Consider the following 20590-nt stretch of genomic DNA (forward strand, 5'->3'; position numbering starts at 1 on the left):
TTTTGTTAACATGTATATTCTTGCTTTTGACAATGTTCCATTACTCTCAAAAAATTTCCACCCCATATCCGGCTAAGTGTGTTTTCTTCATAACCTCTTCGCAGTAATTCTATGGTGAGACGTATTAAATCTTGAGAATTCCTGCATCCAATAAGTTCTCCGTCGCCATCAAAGTCAGAGCCTATACCCACATGATCAGCCCCCACCAATCGGATGATATGTTCTATGTGATCTACAGCATCGAGTATGGATGCCTTCTCTTCTTCCTGGTTGATAAAGCCGGCGTACAAGCATATTTGTACTACACCGCCATGGGCTGCAATAGCTTTGATTTGTTCGTCTGTAAGGTTTCTGGGATGATCACACAAAGCCCTGCATGACGAGTGGCTCGATACGATGGGCATAGAACTTACTGCCAATACGTCTTCTATAGTCTTGGGCCCTGCATGAGCCACATCTATCATCAAGCCTAGCCTGTTCATCTCTCTGACTACATCTTTTCCGAAGTCACTCAAACCATTGTTTCTGCCTTCGCTTTTTCTTGCAGAGTCTGCGATGAGATTGTCTCCGTTGTGGCATAGTGTTATATAAGCGACTCCCATTTCTTTATACTCACGTAGCATGCTCAAGTCCTCGCCTATAGCATATCCGTTTTCTATCCCCGGCACTATAGCTTTGACACCCGATTTCTTTGCCCTAAGTATTTCTTCGGGAGTGGTGACAATACTGGCTCTCTCTGGGTGACGCTCTACTTGTTCTCTGAGCATAGCCAACTTTCCTACCGCATACTTCACCGCTTTGTCATGATCCTGCGAGGTGAGGTCACCCTGAGGCAAGTAAGCTACCATAAAGCAAGTATCTACATCTCCCGTCTCCATCTTGGGCAAATCTACCAAGGCTTCCGTGTATGTGCCTATATCAAACCCCTCCTTGAATTTCATGGGTGTATCCACATGAGAGTCCAAGATCATGTGATGTTTGTGGAATGTCCTGGCTCTACGATAAAGGCGAGCTTCCGCTATAAGATATTCAAAGAGCTTGAGCTGAAGTTCGTCTCCTCCCGCCACCAACTGTTCCGGGTGCCATTGTACACTCAAGATATTCTTCTCGGGTAGCGCTTCCATGGCCTCGTTGATTTCATCAGCTGCTATTGCTGTCTCAATAAATGGGGGCTGTACCTGTCGCAAGGCTTGATGGTGTATACTGTTGACCCTGATCTTTTGCTTATCGCCAAAGAGCAGTTTGTGCAGTAAGCTATCGTCCTGTATAAGTTCTATCCCATGGCATGGTTCTGTTTTGGGAATCTTGGGGCTATGATCTATAGCAAACTCATGCTTGTGCTGTGTATATAAATCCTGATACAAACCGCAGCCATAGGCAACACCCAGCAACTGATGCCCTCTGCAAATACCTAAGATAGGAATGTTCATATCGGTAGCCAGCTTGATGAGTTTGAGGTCGTATATGTCTCTCTCTGGAGAAACGTTGCCTAAGCCTGGAGCCGGATCTTCATCAATATACACGGGGTTGATATCGTCACCGCCTGAGAGGATGAGACCATCCACACGTCTCAGTGCATTGGCCAATACAACGGTATCAGTGGTAACGGGAATGAGCATCGGTATGCCTCCCGCTTTGATTACACTATCAGTATAAGCTCGAGCAATGCATGAGCCCTGGCCGTCTGTGAGATTGGCACTCACCCCGATCAGAGGGGCTGTATATGACAAGGGAGAAGCCATATGACTTCCCCCCTTATTCTTTTCAACCTCTTTAAAAAGCTCCTGCAGAGCTTGTGGAAGGTCTTTGTTCATATCGTTTTGACTATATGTTTCATTAAGCATCAATACGAGCGTAAGTAGCATTGCTCTCGATAAATTCTCGCCGCGGAGCTACTTCGTCACCCATAAGCATGGAGAAAATGGAGTCTGCTTCAGCAGCACTCTCAATTGTAATTTTGCGTAGTGTACGGTTCGACGGGTTCATGGTTGTCTCCCATAGTTGCTCGTCATTCATCTCACCGAGACCTTTGTAGCGCTGTACATGTACTTTGTTCTCATTGCCATCTGCTACACGGGCTATAAATGCTTTGCGCTGCTGCTCGTTCCAGCAGTATTCCTCTTCCTTGCCTTTGCGACACAAGTAGAGTGGAGGAGTAGCGATATAGACATAACCGTTTTCGATGAGTGCACGCATATTGCGGAAGAAGAAGGTCAAGATCAGTGTGGCAATGTGGCTTCCGTCCACATCGGCATCGGTCATGATGATTACTTTGTGATAGCGTAGCTTGGTAAGGTTGAGGGCTTTGCTGTCTTCCTCCGTTCCTATGGTTACTCCCAGTGCTGTGTATATGTTACGGATTTCTTCGTTTTCCAGCACTTTGTGTTGCATAGCTTTTTCTACATTGAGTATCTTACCCCTCAGCGGTAGTATAGCCTGCGTTTCACGGTCTCGTCCTTGCTTAGCTGTACCGCCTGCGGAGTCTCCCTCGACGAGGAATAGTTCGCTCATGGCAGGATCTTTCGAAGAGCAGTCGGCAAGTTTACCCGGCAGTCCGCCTCCTGAAAGAGGAGATTTGCGCTGTACCATCTCACGGGCTTTTCGGGCCGCATGACGCGCTGTTGCTGCCAGCACTACCTTGTCTACAATGATTTTGGCTTCTTTGGGGTGCTCCTCGAGATAGATCTCCAGAGCTTCGCTTACTGCCATATCTACCGCACCGGTAACTTCGTTGTTTCCCAGTTTGGTTTTGGTCTGGCCTTCAAACTGTGGTTCTGCTACCTTGATACTCACTACAGCGGTGAGTCCCTCACGGAAGTCATCGCCTGTGATCTCCACTTTTACTTTTTCGAGAAGTTTGGAGTCTGTAGCGTATTTCTTGAGCGTACGGGTAAGTCCCCTGCGAAAACCAGCAAGGTGAGTACCTCCTTCTATCGTGTTGATATTATTGACATAGCTGTATACATTCTCTTGATAAGATGTATTGTAGGTCATTGCCACCTCTACCGGTATACCTTGTTTCTCGGTGATAATGTGGATCACGTTATCAACCAACGGCTCCTTCATGCGGTCTATATAGTTGACAAATTCTTTGAGGCCTTCTTCCGAATGGAATACCTCTGATTTGTACGTGCCGTCTTCGTTTTTCTGTCTCTTGTCGGTGAGTGAGAGGGATATGCCCGCATTGAGGAAAGCGAGTTCTCTAAGACGATCCGAAAGAATCTTATATTGATATTCCGTCGTGATAAATATGCTATCGTCCGGCTTGAATATGATAGTGGTTCCAGTCTTGTCAGTGCTGCCTATAACCTCCAGTTCTGTCTGCGGAATACCCTTTGCAAACTCCTGTTTGTGTATTTTGCCGTCTCTGTTTACTATAGCTATAAGCTTGGCCGATAATGCATTCACACAAGAAACTCCTACGCCATGAAGACCTCCTGATACTTTATAGGATCCTTTGTCAAACTTACCACCGGCATGCAGTACCGTGAGCACGACTTCCAAGGCGCTTTTGCCTTCTTTTTCGTGAAGATCTACAGGGATACCTCTACCGTTGTCTTGAACTTCTATGGAATTGTCTTCGTGGATGATGACATGTATATCGTCGCAGTAACCTGCAAGAGCTTCGTCAATTGAGTTGTCCACAACTTCATACACCAAGTGATGCAGACCTTTTTCTCCGATATCTCCAATGTACATCGCCGGGCGTTTGCGCACAGCTTCTAATCCTTCTAAGACCTGGATACTACTGGCCGAATAATCTTTGGGCGACGTAGTGTTGTTTTCTTCGTTCATTTTTGTGAATTAAATCTAAAAAGATGTGAGATATAATCTGAACAAAGTTAGCAAAAAAAGGCCAAAGAAGCAAGATTTATAGAGCTTTATGATAGAATGCTCCCTATGTGTGCAATGCGGTGTAAATTATCAGGAAAAAGAGGATACGAGGTACGCCATTTTGTGTGGATTTGCCTCTGCTTATACCGCTTGTTGCATTAGGGTGAGTGATATGCCATGCCCACTTATATATCGCACGCTATTTGTGTGAATGAATTCTTTTTTTTCAAAAGCCCTCATCTTGATCACCAATTGCTTGGGACGACAAGAGTGTCATGTGACTATTTGTATAAAAAATAGCCGTTTTTGTACTCATCTGTCAAGCTATTGCAGCTTGTGTGCAAAATGAGACCGACTGCTTTGTATACCTCTTCAGCGGGGGCTTGACAAAGGCTTCCGGATGTATTATCTTTGTATCACTATATTATTGAATTTACTTTAATGCCTCTATTTCTTATGACTATACTTGTTTTTATTCTGTTGATAGCTTTCGTTGAGCCTTTTAGGTCTATCGTTTCTTCTATTTTATACCTTTTTAAATCCTTTATGGGATGTTTGTGGCGCATTGTACCTGCCTATACGATGTGTGCGACTACTACCGGAGTGCAATATAATACTCGCTGTGGCACATGACGGAGATGTAGTGCAGATTCGGTTTTTACGCGATATTTCTTATGACTCATAGTAGCGCCTAATTCCCTTTTGGGCGTAAGGATGGTATCATAGTGACTCGGCGGAGAGATTACAGCTCCCGACTTCTTTATTGTAGAGGTCGGGATTTTTTGTTCTCAATTATCCATAAAACTACTGCAAGATTGATTTGTGTTTTAACTAAAATACTTTTGTGTTTTAGTTAAAACAGCTTGGTGTTTTAGTTAAAGGACGAGCGTGTTTTAGTTAAGATACAAATACGTTTTAACTAAAATAGGACATCTTTTATTACCGGGTATACAGCCTTGAGAAAGGACATATCGGGGTATTTACAAACTCCATCTCAATTAATGATATTATAGCCACACGTGAGAGCATATAAAAAGATTCTTCACAAAAAGACGCACCGCGTTTGCTATCATTTAAAAAGCCATACCCCTGAAGTTATATAATGCATCCTGAATAGCGGTGTTATTTGAACAATGTATAAATAAGCAAGGATTCTTAACTAAGAAAGAAAAAAATAAACATCGAAAAAGCTCAAGTAAACATATTTAGAATACTCGTTGTGAGATAAATGATTTTCTGTTATTAAACTCGAAACAAGACGCTTTATTTGACAAAATGTCAAAAGCCCGGTGTTGATGACCCTTCATCGAAGTGGTGTTTTCCCAATAAAAAACAGTGAAGAAATCCGCCATAGGATCTCTTCACTGCAAGGTTGAGTATCAGTTGTAAAAATGAGAGTTTACTTCAATATTACCGTGGTGCCTCTGGCTCCGTGTGCACCTACTACCAAAGCCTGCTCAATGTCCGCTGTCTTGGACGGCCCGCTGATAAAGCATGAGTAGGGTGATGAGGAGTTGATCTCTTGTACACGCTTGTAAGCCTCGTGCATGTTATTGACGAGTTTGGATTTGTCCAATACAATTACCAGGTATTCCGAGATGTAAAACAAAGCGCGCTTTGTAATCGTCTGATCCACCCAGATACAGCCGTTTTCACACACCCCTATTTCCCCCTCTATAATAGCCAAGTCTGTGCCGTTCATATCCCCGGGTTTTTCCATATCTTCGGGCGAATAAGTAGCTACCGTGATATATGGCAGTGCTGAGCCGATGCGTTTGGCTTCAGGATAAATACTCTTGATCAATTCATTGATATCTTGTCCTTCCTGAAGTTCTACCGCATTACCTCCCACACCTTTGGATATATCGATGAATTTGCTCATCTTATCTTCAAAGGTAATGGGTTTGAAGTCCATGCTTGGCTTGGGAGCTTTCTCTGTCGTATGTTGTCTGATTCTTTGCAGAATCATGTCTTTGCTATTCATAGTAAAACTGCTTATTTTTTAAAATTTTTCTTCCACCAGCTATTGAAAGAGGTTGACGCAAATTGTGGTAGTTCACGACCTTTTCCCCAAGCGTTGATGCTGTTGTAAAGTACAAAGCGTGGCATGTGATTGGCTATAGGAGCCATCTTGAGCGATGTGCTAAACAGCTTGGGCCTTTCCATGAGGAATTTCATTCCCATAGACATTACTTTCTTTTCGGGGTTGGCCTTGCCGTATCCGTCGAGCTTCTGACGCCACTTGTAGATCTGCTCACCCAGGTCTATCATTACGGGACATACATTGGAGCAAGAGAGGCAGAGTGTACATGCAGATACGTTGTCAGAGTATTCCTTGGGACTTTTGAGCATACCGAGGTTTACACCCAGCGGTCCGGGAATGAAATAAGTGTAAGAGTATCCCCCGGAGCGGCGGTAGACAGGACAAGTATTCATACAAGCACCACAGCGAATGCAGTTGAGTATCTTCACGTGATCCTTATTGCCCATGATATCAGTTCTGCCATTGTCTACGATGATATAGTGCAGTTCACCCCCATTGTGAGGTTTTCTGAAGTGTGCGGTATAGGTGGTAGAGGGTTGTCCCGTAGCTGAGCGAGCCAAAAGACGCGTGAATACGCCCACTGCATCAAGATCGGGAACTATCTTTTCTAAACCGAAAGAGCAGATATTGAGTTTCTGACAAGACATACCCATATCGGCATTACCTTCGTTGGTACATACCACTACTTCGCCGGTAGATGCTACTGCGAAGTTACCACCTGTCATAGCTGCATCTGCTGAGATGAAATCTTCTCTGAGGCTTTTGCGTGCAGCATGAGTGAGGTATGTGGGGTCATAATTGCCTTTTTCAGTGCCCCATTTTTCATGGAAGAGCTCACTTACTTCCTCTCTTTTGACGTGAATGGCAGGTAGCACGATGTGGCTGGGCGGTACTTCCATAAGCTGGAGGATGCGTTCGCCAAGGTCCGTTTCTATTACGTTGATGCCTTTCTCGATAAGGTGTTCATTGAGGTGGCATTCCTCAGTGAGCATGGATTTACTTTTTACAAACTTTTTTACATTGTGTTTGCTCAGCAAATCATATACGATATCGTTGTGCTCTTTGGCATCTTTGGCCCAGTGTACAATAACACCGTTTTTCTTGGCATTCTCCTCAAATTGCTGCAGTAGCTCTTCGAGGTGGGTAACATTGTATCTTTTGATATCGTGAGCGAGCTGACGTAGATTTTCCCATTCGGGTACTTGGTTCCTGATGTTATCACGCTTCTGGCGCACCATCCACAAGGTTTCGTCGTGCCATTTGGCACCGGCTTTGTTTTCTAAGAAGCGGGCAGCCGCTTTGCTATGCTTTGTGCTCATAAGTTTGCTGCTAAGATTTCTACTGCGTGAATTGTTTGAATAGGAAGTTTTTCTCGGTCAATAACCCCTTGCATGTGCATGAGGCAAGAGCTGTCGGCACCTGTGATAAACTGGGCACCGGTACTCATGTGATCAGTAACTTTGTCGTGTCCCATACAAGTCGATACTTCAGGCTCTTCTATGGCGTACATACCACCAAAGCCACAGCATTCATCGATACGCTGGGGTTCTACGACTTCAATCCCATTTACCATTTCCAGCAGATTGCGCACTTTGTTGAAGTAAGGCAAATTTCTTTCGCTGGGAGTGGATAAATTCAATTCTCTCACGCCATGGCAGCTATTGTGGATGCTTACCTTGTGAGGGAAGAAAGAGTTGATAGATGTAATCTTGAGATCATCATGAAGGAATTCGCATACGTCGCGTATTACTTCAGGGGCATGGCATTCATGTTCTTTTTTACCAAGAATACGCGGATGATTCTCTTTTACAAAAGCTACGCAACTGGCCGAGGGACCTACGATCACATCGCAATCTTTGAATAGCCTCTCAAACCTTGTAGCCAGATTCTTCGCTTGATGTTCAAACCCTGCATTTGCCATAGGCTGTCCGCAGCATGTTTGATCCAAAGGATAGTCAACGTCAAGCCCTAATGATGTCAGAAGTTTGTAGGTTGCAATCCCTACTTTAGGATAAACTGCATTGACATAACACGGAATAAATAAACCTACTTTCATTGTGTGTAAATAACAAGTGTTTTTGTGAAAATATTTTAAGGTATATAACCACTATAAAAATGTATAGGGTGGATATATCTCTAAATGGAAAATGTAACCATCGTTGGATAAAAATACAAATATGTTTAGAAATACAATAAGAAAGCTTGGAATTTTTTTAATTCCAAGCTTGAGTTATCTTCTATTTATTAAAATAATCTCCTCTATGTAATTATTTTACCTCTATTTTCTTTCGTCTTATTTTTTTTCTGAAAAGAATAATTAAAATGAGTAAAATAACAGATATAAGGATGCCAAGTCCGATCTCATGGCTGTAAGCATTGATCTGTTGCATGAGCTGTTCTTCCGTCTTTATTCCGGGTATTTTGGAGAGGTAATATCCTATGGCAGCCAGGATACTGTTCCATATACCCGCACCTATGGTAGTATACAGCAGGAACGTGGATAGCTTCATCTTTGCTAGACCGGCGGGGATTGAGATCAGTTGTCTGATACCGGGCACGAGACGCCCTATCAGCGTGGAGATAATCCCGTTTTTGTCGAAATAAACTTCGGCTTTGTGCACTTTCTCTGCATTGATAAGAAGAGCTTTTCCTATTTTGCTATTGGCAAATTTGTATACTATCGGCCTGCCGAGGTACATGGAGAGCACATAGTTGATCAGTGCGCCTATATCTGCTCCTATGGTAGCGAATATTACCACCAAAAAGACATTGAGATCGCCACTGCCCACCGCTGCTTTATAAGCAGCAGGCGGCACCACTACTTCTGAGGGAAAAGGGATGAAAGAACTCTCAATAGCCATGAGCAAAGTGATGGTCCAGTAATTGAGATGATCCAGACACCACTGAATGAAAGATATTGATTCCATTGAAACAATCTTGATTATTTATTGGCTTTTTTCCATGCGTCTTTGAGTGACACAGTGCGGTTAAATACCAAGTTGTCAGGCTTGCTATCAGGATCAACCGTGAAATATCCGATACGTTGGAACTGGAAGTGATCGCCCGTTTGGGCATTTGCTAAGAAAGGCTCTACACGGCAATGCGTGAGCACTTGCAGAGAGTCAGGGTTGAGAAGTTCTTCCAAAGATTTATCTTTTACTTCAGAGGGGTTCTCGTCCATGAAAAGCCTGTCATATAAGCGCACTTCCGCCGGGATGCTGTGTTGGGTAGATACCCAGTGTATCGTACCTTTGACTTTTCTGTTGCTTTCAGGCATGCCTGAAAGTGTTTGATCATCATATTCTGCATAAACCTCGACCACTTTGCCGTTCTCGTCTTTCTTGCAACCTGTGCATTTGATAATGTATGCGCTTTTGAGACGTACTTCTTGCCCCGGAGTCATACGGAAATATTTCTTGGGAGCATCTTCCATGAAATCGTCTTGCTCTATATACAATTCACGGCTGAACGTAATGGTATGTGACCCCTCTTCAGGTTGCTCGGGGTTATTTACAGCTGTCATCTCCTCAGTCTTTCCTTCGGGATAGTTGGTGATGATAAGTTTGATAGGATTGATTACAGCAGATACACGTGTAGCGTGGGCATTGAGGTCTTCTCTCACAGCATGCTCCAACAGGGCTACATCTATAATACCGTCATATTTGGTATAGCCTATTTTGTCAATGAAGTTTCTGATAGATTGCGGGGTATAGCCACGACGTCTGTATCCGCAGATAGTAGGCATACGTGGATCATCCCACCCACTGACGAAACCTTCTTTGACAAGTTGCAGCAACTTGCGCTTACTCATCATCGTATAAGTGAGGTTGAGCCTGTTGAATTCGATCTGACGAGGTCTGTAATCGTCACTCTCTTTGAGCAGATCAATAAAATAGTCATAAAGTGGTCTGTGCACTTCGAACTCCAGCGTACAGATCGAGTGGGTTACACCTTCGAAGTAATCACTTTGTCCGTGAGCAAAATCGTACATAGGATAAACATTCCACTTATTACCTGTTCTGTGGTGAGGATGTTTGATTATCCTATAAATAATGGGATCGCGAAAGTGCATGTTGGATGATGCCATATCTATCTTAGCACGCAAGGTCATTGCTCCTTCCTCGAATTCTCCTTCGTTCATTCGGCGGAAAAGATCCAGACTTTCTTCGGCAGGTCTGCTTCTAAAAGGACTGTCCGTCCCGGGAGTGGTGGGCGTTCCTTTCTGCGAGGCTATAGTCTCGGCAGACTGCTCGTCTATATAAGCATGGCCTTCACGTATAAGCCTTACGGCAAAAGCATAGAGTTTGTCGAAATAATCCGAGGCATAGTAAATATTGCCCCAGTGAAATCCTAACCATTCAATATCGTTGCGTATGGCGTCTACATATTCTACATCTTCTTTCACAGGATTGGTATCATCAAAGCGTAGATTACATACCCCATTGTAACGCTCGGCTATACCAAAATCCAAACAGATGGCTTTGGCGTGTCCGATATGCAGATAACCATTGGGCTCCGGCGGGAAACGTGTTTGTATCCTGCCATTGTTTTTACCTTCGCTTAGGTCTTTCTCTACAGCTTGCTCAACGAAGTTTAAGCTTTTCTTATTCTCAATCGCGTTATCTAATTCTTCGTTCATTGATTATTGATGGATAATGGTTTCTGATGACTATTTTATTGAGGTGCAAAGTTAATGATTTTTACTTACCTATGATCTATCGCTTTTTCAAGATGCTGTTGAGCACTCTCACGCTACAGATCAATTTACCACTCTTTGTAGAGAAAATCTCTACGCTCCAGACATGTGTACTACGTCCTTGGTGTATGATGCGGGCTTCAGCTCTCATGATATCACCTTCGAGAGCCGAGGCTATGTGATTACCGCTAACCTGCATGCCCACCTGTATCTCTCCGGGCTCCAATAGCACGAGAGATCCGAAGCCGGCTATCGTTTCGGCAAATGCAAGGTTGGCTCCGCCATGGAGTATTCCCATCGGTTGCCTTGTGCGTATATCTACAGGCATGGTTGCTTCTACATATCCTTTTCCCAGTACAGTACATCTGATACCCAAAGAGTCCATCAATGTTCCGGGAACAATCTCGTTTACTTGTTCAGGTGTATAGGGGCATTCATCAAAATCGTTGAATACATACTTATCAAGCATGTGGGCTATCCCTGCGTTGTCATTATCAGTCGTCACATAGTCGGCACAAGCTTTTACCGGTTCTTTGGCATTGGCCATAGCTACTCCCAAGCCAGCATATTGTATCATTTCTACATCATTAAAACTATCTCCCACAGCAATGAGCTCATTGCGATTGAGATCCAACTTGTCCAATAGGCCTGCTATAGCTTGAGCCTTATGGACTCCCCACGGAACGAGTTCGAGGAAAAACTCTGCAGAGCGGAATACATTTACTTTTCCTTGTAAGTCCAACTTGAAAAGCCCCTCTACCTCTTTGACCCTCTCAGGCGGTCCTACAAGAAGACATTTGGGAGGATTGAAATTGACTGCTTCGAGGAAGTTTTCTACACGGATAACGTCCATTTGATTGAGCCGTGCTTCTTCTTGGAGGAAAGGGTCTTCAGGGTTTTCCGAGATAATACCTTTACTACCATATGTAAGTATGGTAAGCCCATGCTCCTTACTCATTTCATAAAGCTCAGCCACCACTTCTTTACTCAGAGTGTTTTCGGAAATTACTTTCTTGGTACGGCAGTTGATTACTTGTCCTCCGTTGAAAGGTAATATATATCCGCTATATTCATCCAATTTGAGATCATTCGCCAAAGCTTTCAGCCCTTGAGGAGGTCTTCCTGAGGCCAGGATAATCCTCATGCCGGATTCCTCTTGTATTCTGATAAGGGCGTTTTTATCTCTTTCGGCTAATACTCCGTCTGATGTGACCAGAGTGCCGTCTACGTCTAATGCTATAATCTTGTATTTCATAATTCAAGAAATAAAAATTTCTGACTTTTCTCTGTTAGAAATTAAAATTGACTCCTAACATTCCCCAGTAACTTTGTAGGGCATAGCCATAAAACCTCTCATTATAATTTTTGAGGTGATATGCTCCATTGAGATAAACGGAAAACTTGTCGTTTATCGCATAATTGGCATGCACAGAAAGTCTATTCTTTGCTCCCAGTTTATACTCTGTATACTGAGGAGTATAATATTTTTCTCCCGAAGTGTGATCAAATGCAGCTTCGATTAACAAGGCTTGTATAGGATTGATAAAAGCCTTTGCGGAAAATTCCAGCTCAGGGCGACCGGATAGTATCAGATCTGTCTTGTCATAATGATTGTATTTGGCTCCTACACTCAATCCCCATAAACTACTGTATTGATATTTCAGATCTGCTCCACCGGTTATTCTCTGAGTGTTCTGATAATACGGACGGAAAGTAAGCCTAGCTTCTTCCGGTGAAGAGCCATTCAAAATTATGGGACGGAAGTTAATGTCCATATCTTTTTTCTCATACTCTCCATAGAGAGTCAGTTTTACCTGCGAAGCTATAAGCCCGCTCAAAGACAATCGTCCTGCAAGTTTGGTTCTGGAAGGTCTCAGTGCATAATCTTTGGCTATAAAGGGCATCATCTTGTCCATTGTAATCATGGTGTTGGCTTCCGTACCCCCCCAAAGCAAGGCTCTGATACTCCAGTTGTCAGAAAATTGAAGTCCCGCATCCACCTTAGGCCAAAAGAAAACACCGGAATTGATCCCGAAAACAATAGATGCACCGGCACCCAATTTCATATCCCATAGAGTAGTGCCGTTGGAACCCTTGAGTGAAATATAAGGTCCTGCACTCAGAGTGGATAAATTGCTTGTTTTGGGTGTGTCGGGTATCTCTTTCTTGTCTGCTTTTGCAAAATCCTCTATTTTCTCTTTTTCATAAGTATAGAATAGGGGATCATCGGAATTGATGAATTTGCCTTCGTAACTCCCGAAAATACCGAATCGTGAATCTGTGCCCAGAGCTTTGAATACACTAAGATGAGCTATAGGGTTGAGTTCTGTAACCTTGTGTGAGTTGTTGTAAAGGCTCATGTTTTTGGTAATGAAGTTGAGCCTGGCATCACCTTCATATATCCAGTCAATGTTATTGAGAGAAGAAGACTCTACCTTAGCATCGAGCCTGAAAAGATGTGCTGTTATATCATCTTTGATATCGCGATCCGAATTTACTCCGATGTTATTTATATCAATCATATTATCTATGCCATAGAGGTTGTAATAATGATTCTGATAGCTTCCGTTGAGCCCTAATTCAAAGGAGGGAAAAACATGGTTGTAATTCAAATCAATTATAAAGCGACTATCTTTTGCTTTGGACTTAATGTCCTTGAGAGCAGTAGACATATCGCTCCAGGATGACCTGTGGCTCAATAAAAAGTCCAGCGTATTTGATTCGTCAGCCAAAATCTTTACTCCCAGATCTGCTCTGGCATTGTACATAAGCCCGGCGCCGACGTTGATATAGCCTCGCTGATTTTTCTTATTGAACAATCCTGCCATAGGACTTATGGCGTTGCGTGGAGACAAACGGCTTGTGGGTTTGTACACATCAGGCAGGTAAAGGTAGGATGCTTTGAAAGGGGGCACTACCGGTTTCGATATTACAGGGTTGAGAGAGAGGCCTTGCAACTGTCCCAGTTGGATATTCTGATCCGTCACCACCGTAAGTTCTCTTCTCAGCGTATCAGCACCTGAAGAGGCTTTAGGGTTTGTTGTTTTGTTTTGCGCGTTTACCGACAGGCATCCCAAAGCCCATGCAGAAATAAGTAATATATAATTGCTCTTTTTCATTTTTCTTGCCATGTCTGATTAAAATTTTTGTAATCTTTCATTTATCATTGCATCTATCTCCGCATTTTGTCCGTTGTAATTTTGCTTCAGACTTTCGAGATATTGCTTTGCGGTAAACTTATCACCCTCTTTGACATAAATGTCAGAGAGTAATACGAAGCCTCTTGCAAGCCAATATTGCTGAGGAGTGCTTTGTTTTATGAACTGATCAATCAGTTTCTTTGATTCTTTTCTATTCCCTTGGGCAAAGAGTAACGATGCTTCTCTTACCAAAGCTTCCGCTCCCGTAGGGGTATCGGTGTCGTTAGCGGCTTTTTTATAATCTGCCAAAGCATTTTTATTGTTTTTGAGTCCCTCATGAGCTCTTCCTCTGAGCAATGTGGCTTCTTCTGCTATATGTTTAGACAGATTTGAATCAGATCCCAATAAATCATTTATTGCTTTGAGTGCTTTCTTATAATCTTTCATCTCACAGGCACTACGGGCAAGCCCCAAAGCACTCTCTTGCTTTTCCTCAGAGGTGGTCGCAATACTGTAGTATGCTTCGTACGATTTCAAGGCTTCGTCATATTTTCTGTTCTTTACCTGCATTTGCCCTGTTTTGGCAAGAGCCATGGTTCTTATTTCAGGTATTATTTGTGGGCCGGTAAGCTGAGTATATAACTCAAATGCCTTGTTATATTCTCCACGTTCGTTGAGTAAAGTTGCTAAATATAGTTTTGCCTTGGGAGCATCCACCGATGAAGGATATTGATTGAGATAATTTTGTAAAAGCTGTTCCGGATTTCCGCTTTTGTTACGGTATTTGCTTTCGGCGGATAAGAATGCCAGATGCGCATTTTCATTAGCACTCATGGCAAATTCCGATCCCAATGAATTTACAAATGCCGTGTATTCACCGATTCTATCGCTTTCCAGATAAATGGTTTTAAGGTCTGCGAGTGCCGAGCGTGCTTCATCGCTCTGTTTATAATTGCGTATTACTTCTTTGTAGGTCTTTATGGCTTGTTCGGTTTGTCCGTTATTGTAATACATGAGAGCCAAGTCCAAAGCTGCAGTACGAGCCCATTTCGTGTCGGGGTATCTATTCTGTACGTCTTTGAATGACCTTTCTGCTTCTTGTGGAGCCAGGTGCCCCATCACGGCTGCCCTACCACGTTGGTACAGCATCTCAGGTGATACTTCCGAGTTGGGATGGTCTTTTAGGAATTCATCTATTATATTGATCTGACGGGTATATTGCTTTCTGAGTCCGTATATCCCTGCCAATCTATAGTAAGCATCATCCACACCTTCTGGCACCAGTTTGTTTGCTTGGTTGTATAGCTGTTCGGCTTCGTCCAGGTTCTTTTGTCGATATTTACAGTCAGCCATTCTACATAGGGCGTCAGCCTTATATTTCGGTGTTATACTGTTCAGAGTCGTGTATGTGCTGAAAGCGCTGTAGGCCTCTGAGTAGTTCCCTTGATTATATTCCGAATACCCCAAAAGATAATATGCCTGATCGGTTTGGTTACCTCCGGACGAGGTTACTTGCAAATATCGGCGTGCATCGTCGGTTGCCGCAGTGAAGTTCTGATTTCGGAAATTGGCATAAGAACGCATGATCAAAGCTTCCCCGTAGTGAGGCGATTTATTCCCCAAGGCTATAGCTTTATTAAGATATTCCATTCGCTCAAAGCCATTACCATTTCGGCCGCTTTCCTCTGCCATACGGGTCAATACATATTGATGAGCTTTTACTATAGATTCTGTAGGACGGTTTATCTTATTAATAGTTTGCAGGCTGGTAGCGTAGTCTTTACTTGTGAGGAAAAACTCTGCAAGTATCTGCCCCATGGTTTCTCTTTTGGTCGAGTTGGGAAATTCTTGCAAGAAGGCTGTTGCATTTTTTACGGCTTGTCCGAAGTTGGAGGTGCCTGCGCTTCTTTGCAACAAAGCCATATTGTATAGAGCTATCTCTTTTACAGCCGTATCAGCTCCTTTCTTTTTGCCTGCCGCCTCGAAGGCCAATATCGCATCAGAGTTTTGCCCCAGATAAATAAGTGAGTTTCCCCTTTGGAGATTACTTATTGCGGCGATGAGGTCATCACCGTCAGCAGCTACACCAAGAGGCATGAGAGATTCCTGATACCTTTTGGTATTGTAGTACGATGTCCCGAGTGCATAACCTTCTCCCGGCGTTAGTTCATAACCGGTAATATTGCGGAGTGATTGCAACGTATTGATGGTTTGCTCATAGTCATTGAGCATAAAATAGGATTGTCCCACGGTGCTGATAAGTTCCGGGCGGCTTTTCATCTCCGGATATTGTGCTAGCAGAGTTTGGGCTGTAGAGATGGCTTGTTGGTATTGCTTGTCGGTATAAGCCAAAATTACTTTATAAAAGCCTGCTTCAGGCTCAATATTTTTACTCCAATGGGTATTGTTGAAAATATTTCTAGCCGTATTGCTGTTCCCTTGAACAAACTCTAATGCTCCCAGATAGAGATAAGCTGTTTCGGCCCAAGGTTCAGCACCTCTTGTTCCACTTTGGAGAAGAGCCTTGGCATGCCTGCTTTCCTTGGAATTGACGTCAGTGACACGGTTAGGGTATTTCTTCATCAAAGTATAAGCCCATTGCACTTGATATTGAGTTTTCTCTGTAAGAGAGAGGCCTCTCTCATCCAAGTTTTCTATGACATATAAGGCTCTGTTATAGTCTTTCTCTTGCAAATATATGTTGGCAAGGATCAGATTTACCTTTTGTTTGGAGATAGAAGAAGGGTATCTTTCCAAAAAAGTATTGATCACTATTGATGGATCTTGCGAAGAGTTGTGCAGATCATTCAGCAGCTTGGCATAAGCAAGCTCTTCTTTATTGAATTGATCTATTTGTGCCCAACGAACAAGCTGAGCAGCTCCCAGGTAGTTGGTCTGACCAATGTATTGCGTAATGTTACTGATAGTTTCAGTGTCAGTATTGTTGACAATTTGCTGGGCGGCTATCGGTAGCGATAACATACCGCTCAGGCAGAGGCAAAGAATCTTTTTTGTCATATTGTCTCAATTGTATTTAATGTTTTTACACATATTTTTCTTACTCTGTCCAATCTCATTCATTGTTTAGGTGAGATATCCCTGCATGGGTGTTCTATACTTACCACAATGATGTTTCTTGACAAGGCAAGGCGTGTAAGTTCTTATATTTCACTTTATACAAAGATAATATTCTATCCTCTTTATTCCACAAGTTTTAACATTTATCTTTTGTATTTTAAAATTATGCTATTACAGCCAATAGTCTTCGGTGGTTACCGACACTTATTCAACCATAATTATAGTACAATTATTATTTTCTTATTAAAATCATTAGCCTCTTGTGTGTTTGTTTAGCAAAATCTAACTTGAGATTTATATTGTAGAAAATAGGCTTTTCCTCTTGACAAAGGAGGGGCAGATGTTGTATCTTTGTGGCGTGGGATGTGACAAGGATTATGCTATAAAGTTTTTTATGCTGACTCTACTAATAATTTACAAATTCAAAGTTGACTCAAGAGAAAAATAACATGGGGAAAACATATTACAAAATAATACCGCTGATCATATATTTATCTATGGTTCTTGTAGGACTATGGCAAATGTTGCATTTACATATTGTCAAAAAGAAGTTATAACTCCTCAATATCAAATTGTCAAAATGTAAAATATTGCGCCACATATCATAAAAAATCCGTAAACAGGCTTATACAACCTCTTTACGGATTTTTTTATTGTTGTGGGTTATGCAGTTTTTTTCTAACTACGCTTTTATATTTTTCTAACTAGGCAATCTTTATTTCTTAACTAGGCAAGAAGATTTTCTTAGTTACAAAAATATAAAAGCGTAGTTAGGAAAATTATAAAACTTAGTTAGAAAAATAACAAAAGAATATCTGCTCTTGAAAATATAGATTTATGATCAATATTGGTTTTGTCTTCAGGGGGAGGTATGATCGTTTTTTTTTTGTAAATGATTTCTTTGTGATAGTTAAATGCCTATATGGCTATCTTTTTGATTTTATAGTTTGCCACTTTTTGAATTCTAATATTCTTTTTTATTTGATTTTCCCCAAACATTTTTAGAGTTTGCTTTCACGGATCCGCTTGCGTATTTTATCCGTAAATTCATAGTTTTTGAGTCCCCAATGAGGAGCAATAACAAGTGATGGAGGAGACTGGGACACAAACCGTTCGATAATGATGTCTTCTCTGAGCAGTGATACGAAGTCTACGCAAAGCTGTATATAATCCTCTTCCGTAAACAAGGGAAAATCTTCAGGATTTTCTTCATATTCTTTACTCATCAAGGTGCCCTTGATGATTTGGAGTTGGTGTAGCTTGAGGGTTTTTATGGGTAGTTGGGATATTCTTTGAGCATGGCTCAGTATTTCTACTCTTGACTCTCCCGGCAATCCTAAAATCAGATGAGCCCCCGTCATAATCCCCGCAGCATGAGTCTTTTCTATCGTTTCACAACTGGTGTGCCAGCTGTGTCCCCTTTGTATTCTGTCTAGGGTCTTGTCCAAAGTACTTTCTACTCCGTACTCGATAAGCAGGAAATGCTTTTTACTTAATTCTTGAAAATAATCGAGCAGTGGCTGTGGCATACAGTCGGGTCTGGTGCCTATAATAAGCCCTACCACTCCGGGATAGGACAAAGCTTCCTCGTACTTGGCTATGCTCTCTGCCACATCACCATATGTGTTGGTATAAGATTGGAAGTAAGCCAAATATTTCATATGGGGATATTTGCGACTGAAAAAACTCACTCCTTCATCGAGTTGCGCTGTAACGCTTTTCTGATGAAGTGCGAAGGCGGGACTAAAACTTTTGTTGTTACAGTAGGTGCATCCTCCCTTGCCCAATGATCCGTCACGGGTAGGGCATGTAAATCCTGCGTTGAGGGTTATTTTTTGTACTTTATCGTGAGGGAAAAATTCTTTTAGAAAAGAACTAAAATCTATCCAGTCTCTCATTTCCTTCCTTTTTTATTGTAGCTCTTCCAGTTCCAACCACCGTAAGGTGAGTGTATCCAGCTCCTCTATGATTGCAGCAATACGATTGCCGGCTGCAAGCAGATCATTATTGTCAAGAGCACCACTACTCATGCGGACTTCCAGATCGGACCTCTCAGCCTCTAACTGTGGTATTTTTTTGAGTAGGTCATCCAATTCTTGTTTCTCCTTGAAGCTAAGCTTGCGCTGTCTGTTATTGCCTTGGGGTTTCTCTGTTTTTACTTTTGCCGGCTCATTTACTTTTTGTTCTTCCGCCTTAATCTCTTGCTCCTTCAGTTCTTGGAACGATCTATATTGGGAGTAATTGCCTGGGAAATCACGTACCACGCCTTCGCCTTCGAAACAAAGTAGGTGATTGACCACCTTATCCATAAAAAATCTATCGTGCGATACGATGAGTACACAGCCCGTAAAATCAATAAGATATTGTTCCAGAATGTTCAGTGTGAGGATGTCCAAGTCATTTGTAGGCTCGTCCAAGATAAGAAAATTGGGACTCCCAATCAGCACGGTACAGAGATAAAGGCGTCGTAGCTCGCCTCCGCTCAGCTTGCCTACGGGAGTGTATTGCTTTTCCGGAGAAAAGAGAAATTGTGTCAAGATCTGCGATGCTGTTACTTTTACGATACCGCTTTCCTGTGCGAACTCTATGTTTTCTGCTATGTCTTTTACTACATCTATCACTCTTTTGTTGGGGTCAAAAGACGGATCTTTCTGGCTATAGTATCCGAAACGAATGGTAGAGCCAATCTCAAAAGCACCCTTGTCCGGTTGTATCTCACCTAAAAGAAGGCGAAGGAAGGAGGTCTTGCCCACACCGTTTTCGCCCACTACTCCTACTTTGTCAAATCTGCTGAAGATATAGTTGAAGTCCTTGAGGATGATTTTGTCTCCAAAGCTCTTACTGATATGCTCCGCTTCGAATATTTTTTTACCTATATGCCCCGCTTGAGCCGAACCGAGGTTGACTTCATCATCATTTCTCTGGCTTTTGGTTTTCTTTTCGAGGTCATAAAAAGCATCTATCCGTGCTTTGGCTTTGCCTGCACGGGCTTGAGGTTGTCGACGCATCCAGTCGAGTTCACGCCGATAGATATTAGTTGATTTCTCTATTTCTTTTTGCTCAGCATCCAGTCTTTCTTGCCTTTTTTCGAGATAGTAGTTGTAGTTGCCCTTATACTTATAAACTTCCATACTGTCGATCTCCAGAATTTGGTTGCAAACTCTATCCAAGAAATATCTGTCATGGGTGACGAGTAGGAGACTGATGAGCGAACGTGACAGATAGCCCTCAAGCCATTCGATGGTTTTGAGGTCAAGATGGTTTGTAGGCTCGTCGAGAAAGAGCAAATCGGGATTACTGATCAGAGCTGCTGCCAAAGCAATGCGTTTTGTTTCTCCCCCCGAAAGATTGGTTACAGGCTTGTCCCAGTCATTGAGCCCCAATTGACCCAGTATTTCTTTGGCTCTCTGCTCATAGCTCCATGCATCGAGAGCTTCCATTTCCGGCAGGAGTTTTTGCATCTTTTCATCATCGTTTTCCGCAAGAGCTTTCTCCCATTCCAGGGTAAGCATAGCTACGGGGTCAAATTTACTGAAGCAGGCCTCGAGAATGGTACCTGTCTCCGGTAAATGTGGCAATTGGGGGAGATAGCTCCATCGAACTCCATTTTGAAATATGATATTACCACTATCCGGCGTATCTATCCCGGCAAGCAGGTTGATCAGGGTAGTTTTTCCCGTTCCGTTTGGAGCGATGAGTCCTACTTTCTGACCTTTGTCTATACTAAATGAGATGTTTTGGAATAATATGCGGTCACCAAAACTCTTGGTGAGATTGTCTATTTGAAGCATTGTGAAT

The 20590-nt window shown here is 42.6% G+C and carries 12 protein-coding genes; all 12 read right to left on the minus strand.

Features of this window, described 5'->3' with window-relative positions:
- Positions 1 to 5: 5 nt before the first annotated feature.
- On the minus strand, positions 6 to 1814 hold the full coding sequence (locus VYJ22_RS04615) for a membrane dipeptidase (protein WP_329905328.1): 1809 nt from the start codon (positions 1812 to 1814) through the stop codon (positions 6 to 8).
- A gap of 22 nt (positions 1815 to 1836) precedes the next feature.
- Positions 1837 to 3795 (minus strand): DNA topoisomerase (ATP-hydrolyzing) subunit B, encoded by a 1959-nt coding sequence (gene gyrB, locus VYJ22_RS04620; protein WP_329905329.1) that lies wholly within the window; start codon positions 3793 to 3795, stop codon positions 1837 to 1839.
- A 1438-nt stretch (positions 3796 to 5233) separates the two neighbouring features.
- The gene (locus VYJ22_RS04625; RefSeq protein WP_329905331.1) at positions 5234 to 5818 is read right to left on the minus strand and encodes a LutC/YkgG family protein; all 585 of its coding nucleotides are present in this window, start codon (positions 5816 to 5818) and stop codon (positions 5234 to 5236) included.
- Positions 5819 to 5829: 11 nt separating this feature from the next.
- Positions 5830 to 7197, minus strand: a complete 1368-nt coding sequence (locus VYJ22_RS04630; RefSeq protein ID WP_329905332.1) for a lactate utilization protein B — start codon at positions 7195 to 7197, stop codon at positions 5830 to 5832.
- Positions 7194 to 7934, minus strand: coding sequence for a (Fe-S)-binding protein (locus tag VYJ22_RS04635; protein WP_329905333.1), 741 nt, complete (start codon positions 7932 to 7934; stop codon positions 7194 to 7196). The genes VYJ22_RS04630 and VYJ22_RS04635 overlap by 4 nt, the downstream gene beginning before the upstream one ends.
- A gap of 211 nt (positions 7935 to 8145) precedes the next feature.
- Complete coding sequence (locus VYJ22_RS04640) at positions 8146 to 8805, minus strand: DedA family protein (protein ID WP_329905334.1); 660 nt, start codon at positions 8803 to 8805, stop codon at positions 8146 to 8148.
- 14 nt (positions 8806 to 8819) lie between these two features.
- A complete protein-coding gene (locus VYJ22_RS04645) occupies positions 8820 to 10517 on the minus strand; it encodes a glutamine--tRNA ligase/YqeY domain fusion protein (RefSeq protein ID WP_329905335.1) in 1698 nt (565 codons plus the stop codon).
- 76 nt (positions 10518 to 10593) lie between these two features.
- Entirely contained in the window at positions 10594 to 11829 is a 1236-nt protein-coding gene (locus VYJ22_RS04650; RefSeq protein ID WP_329905336.1) for a Cof-type HAD-IIB family hydrolase, read from the minus strand.
- A gap of 34 nt (positions 11830 to 11863) precedes the next feature.
- Complete coding sequence (locus VYJ22_RS04655; RefSeq protein WP_329905338.1) at positions 11864 to 13705, minus strand: TonB-dependent receptor; 1842 nt, start codon at positions 13703 to 13705, stop codon at positions 11864 to 11866.
- Between the two features lie 6 nt (positions 13706 to 13711).
- The gene (locus tag VYJ22_RS04660; protein ID WP_329905339.1) at positions 13712 to 16732 is read right to left on the minus strand and encodes a tetratricopeptide repeat protein; all 3021 of its coding nucleotides are present in this window, start codon (positions 16730 to 16732) and stop codon (positions 13712 to 13714) included.
- A gap of 1061 nt (positions 16733 to 17793) precedes the next feature.
- The gene (locus VYJ22_RS04665) at positions 17794 to 18690 is read right to left on the minus strand and encodes a TIGR01212 family radical SAM protein (protein WP_329905341.1); all 897 of its coding nucleotides are present in this window, start codon (positions 18688 to 18690) and stop codon (positions 17794 to 17796) included.
- 12 nt (positions 18691 to 18702) lie between these two features.
- Entirely contained in the window at positions 18703 to 20583 is a 1881-nt protein-coding gene (locus VYJ22_RS04670) for an ABC-F family ATP-binding cassette domain-containing protein (protein WP_329905342.1), read from the minus strand.
- Between the last annotated feature and the right edge of the window lie 7 nt (positions 20584 to 20590).

The organism is Porphyromonas pogonae (assembly GCF_036320655.1).
GTDB classification, from domain to species: domain Bacteria; phylum Bacteroidota; class Bacteroidia; order Bacteroidales; family Porphyromonadaceae; genus Porphyromonas; species Porphyromonas pogonae.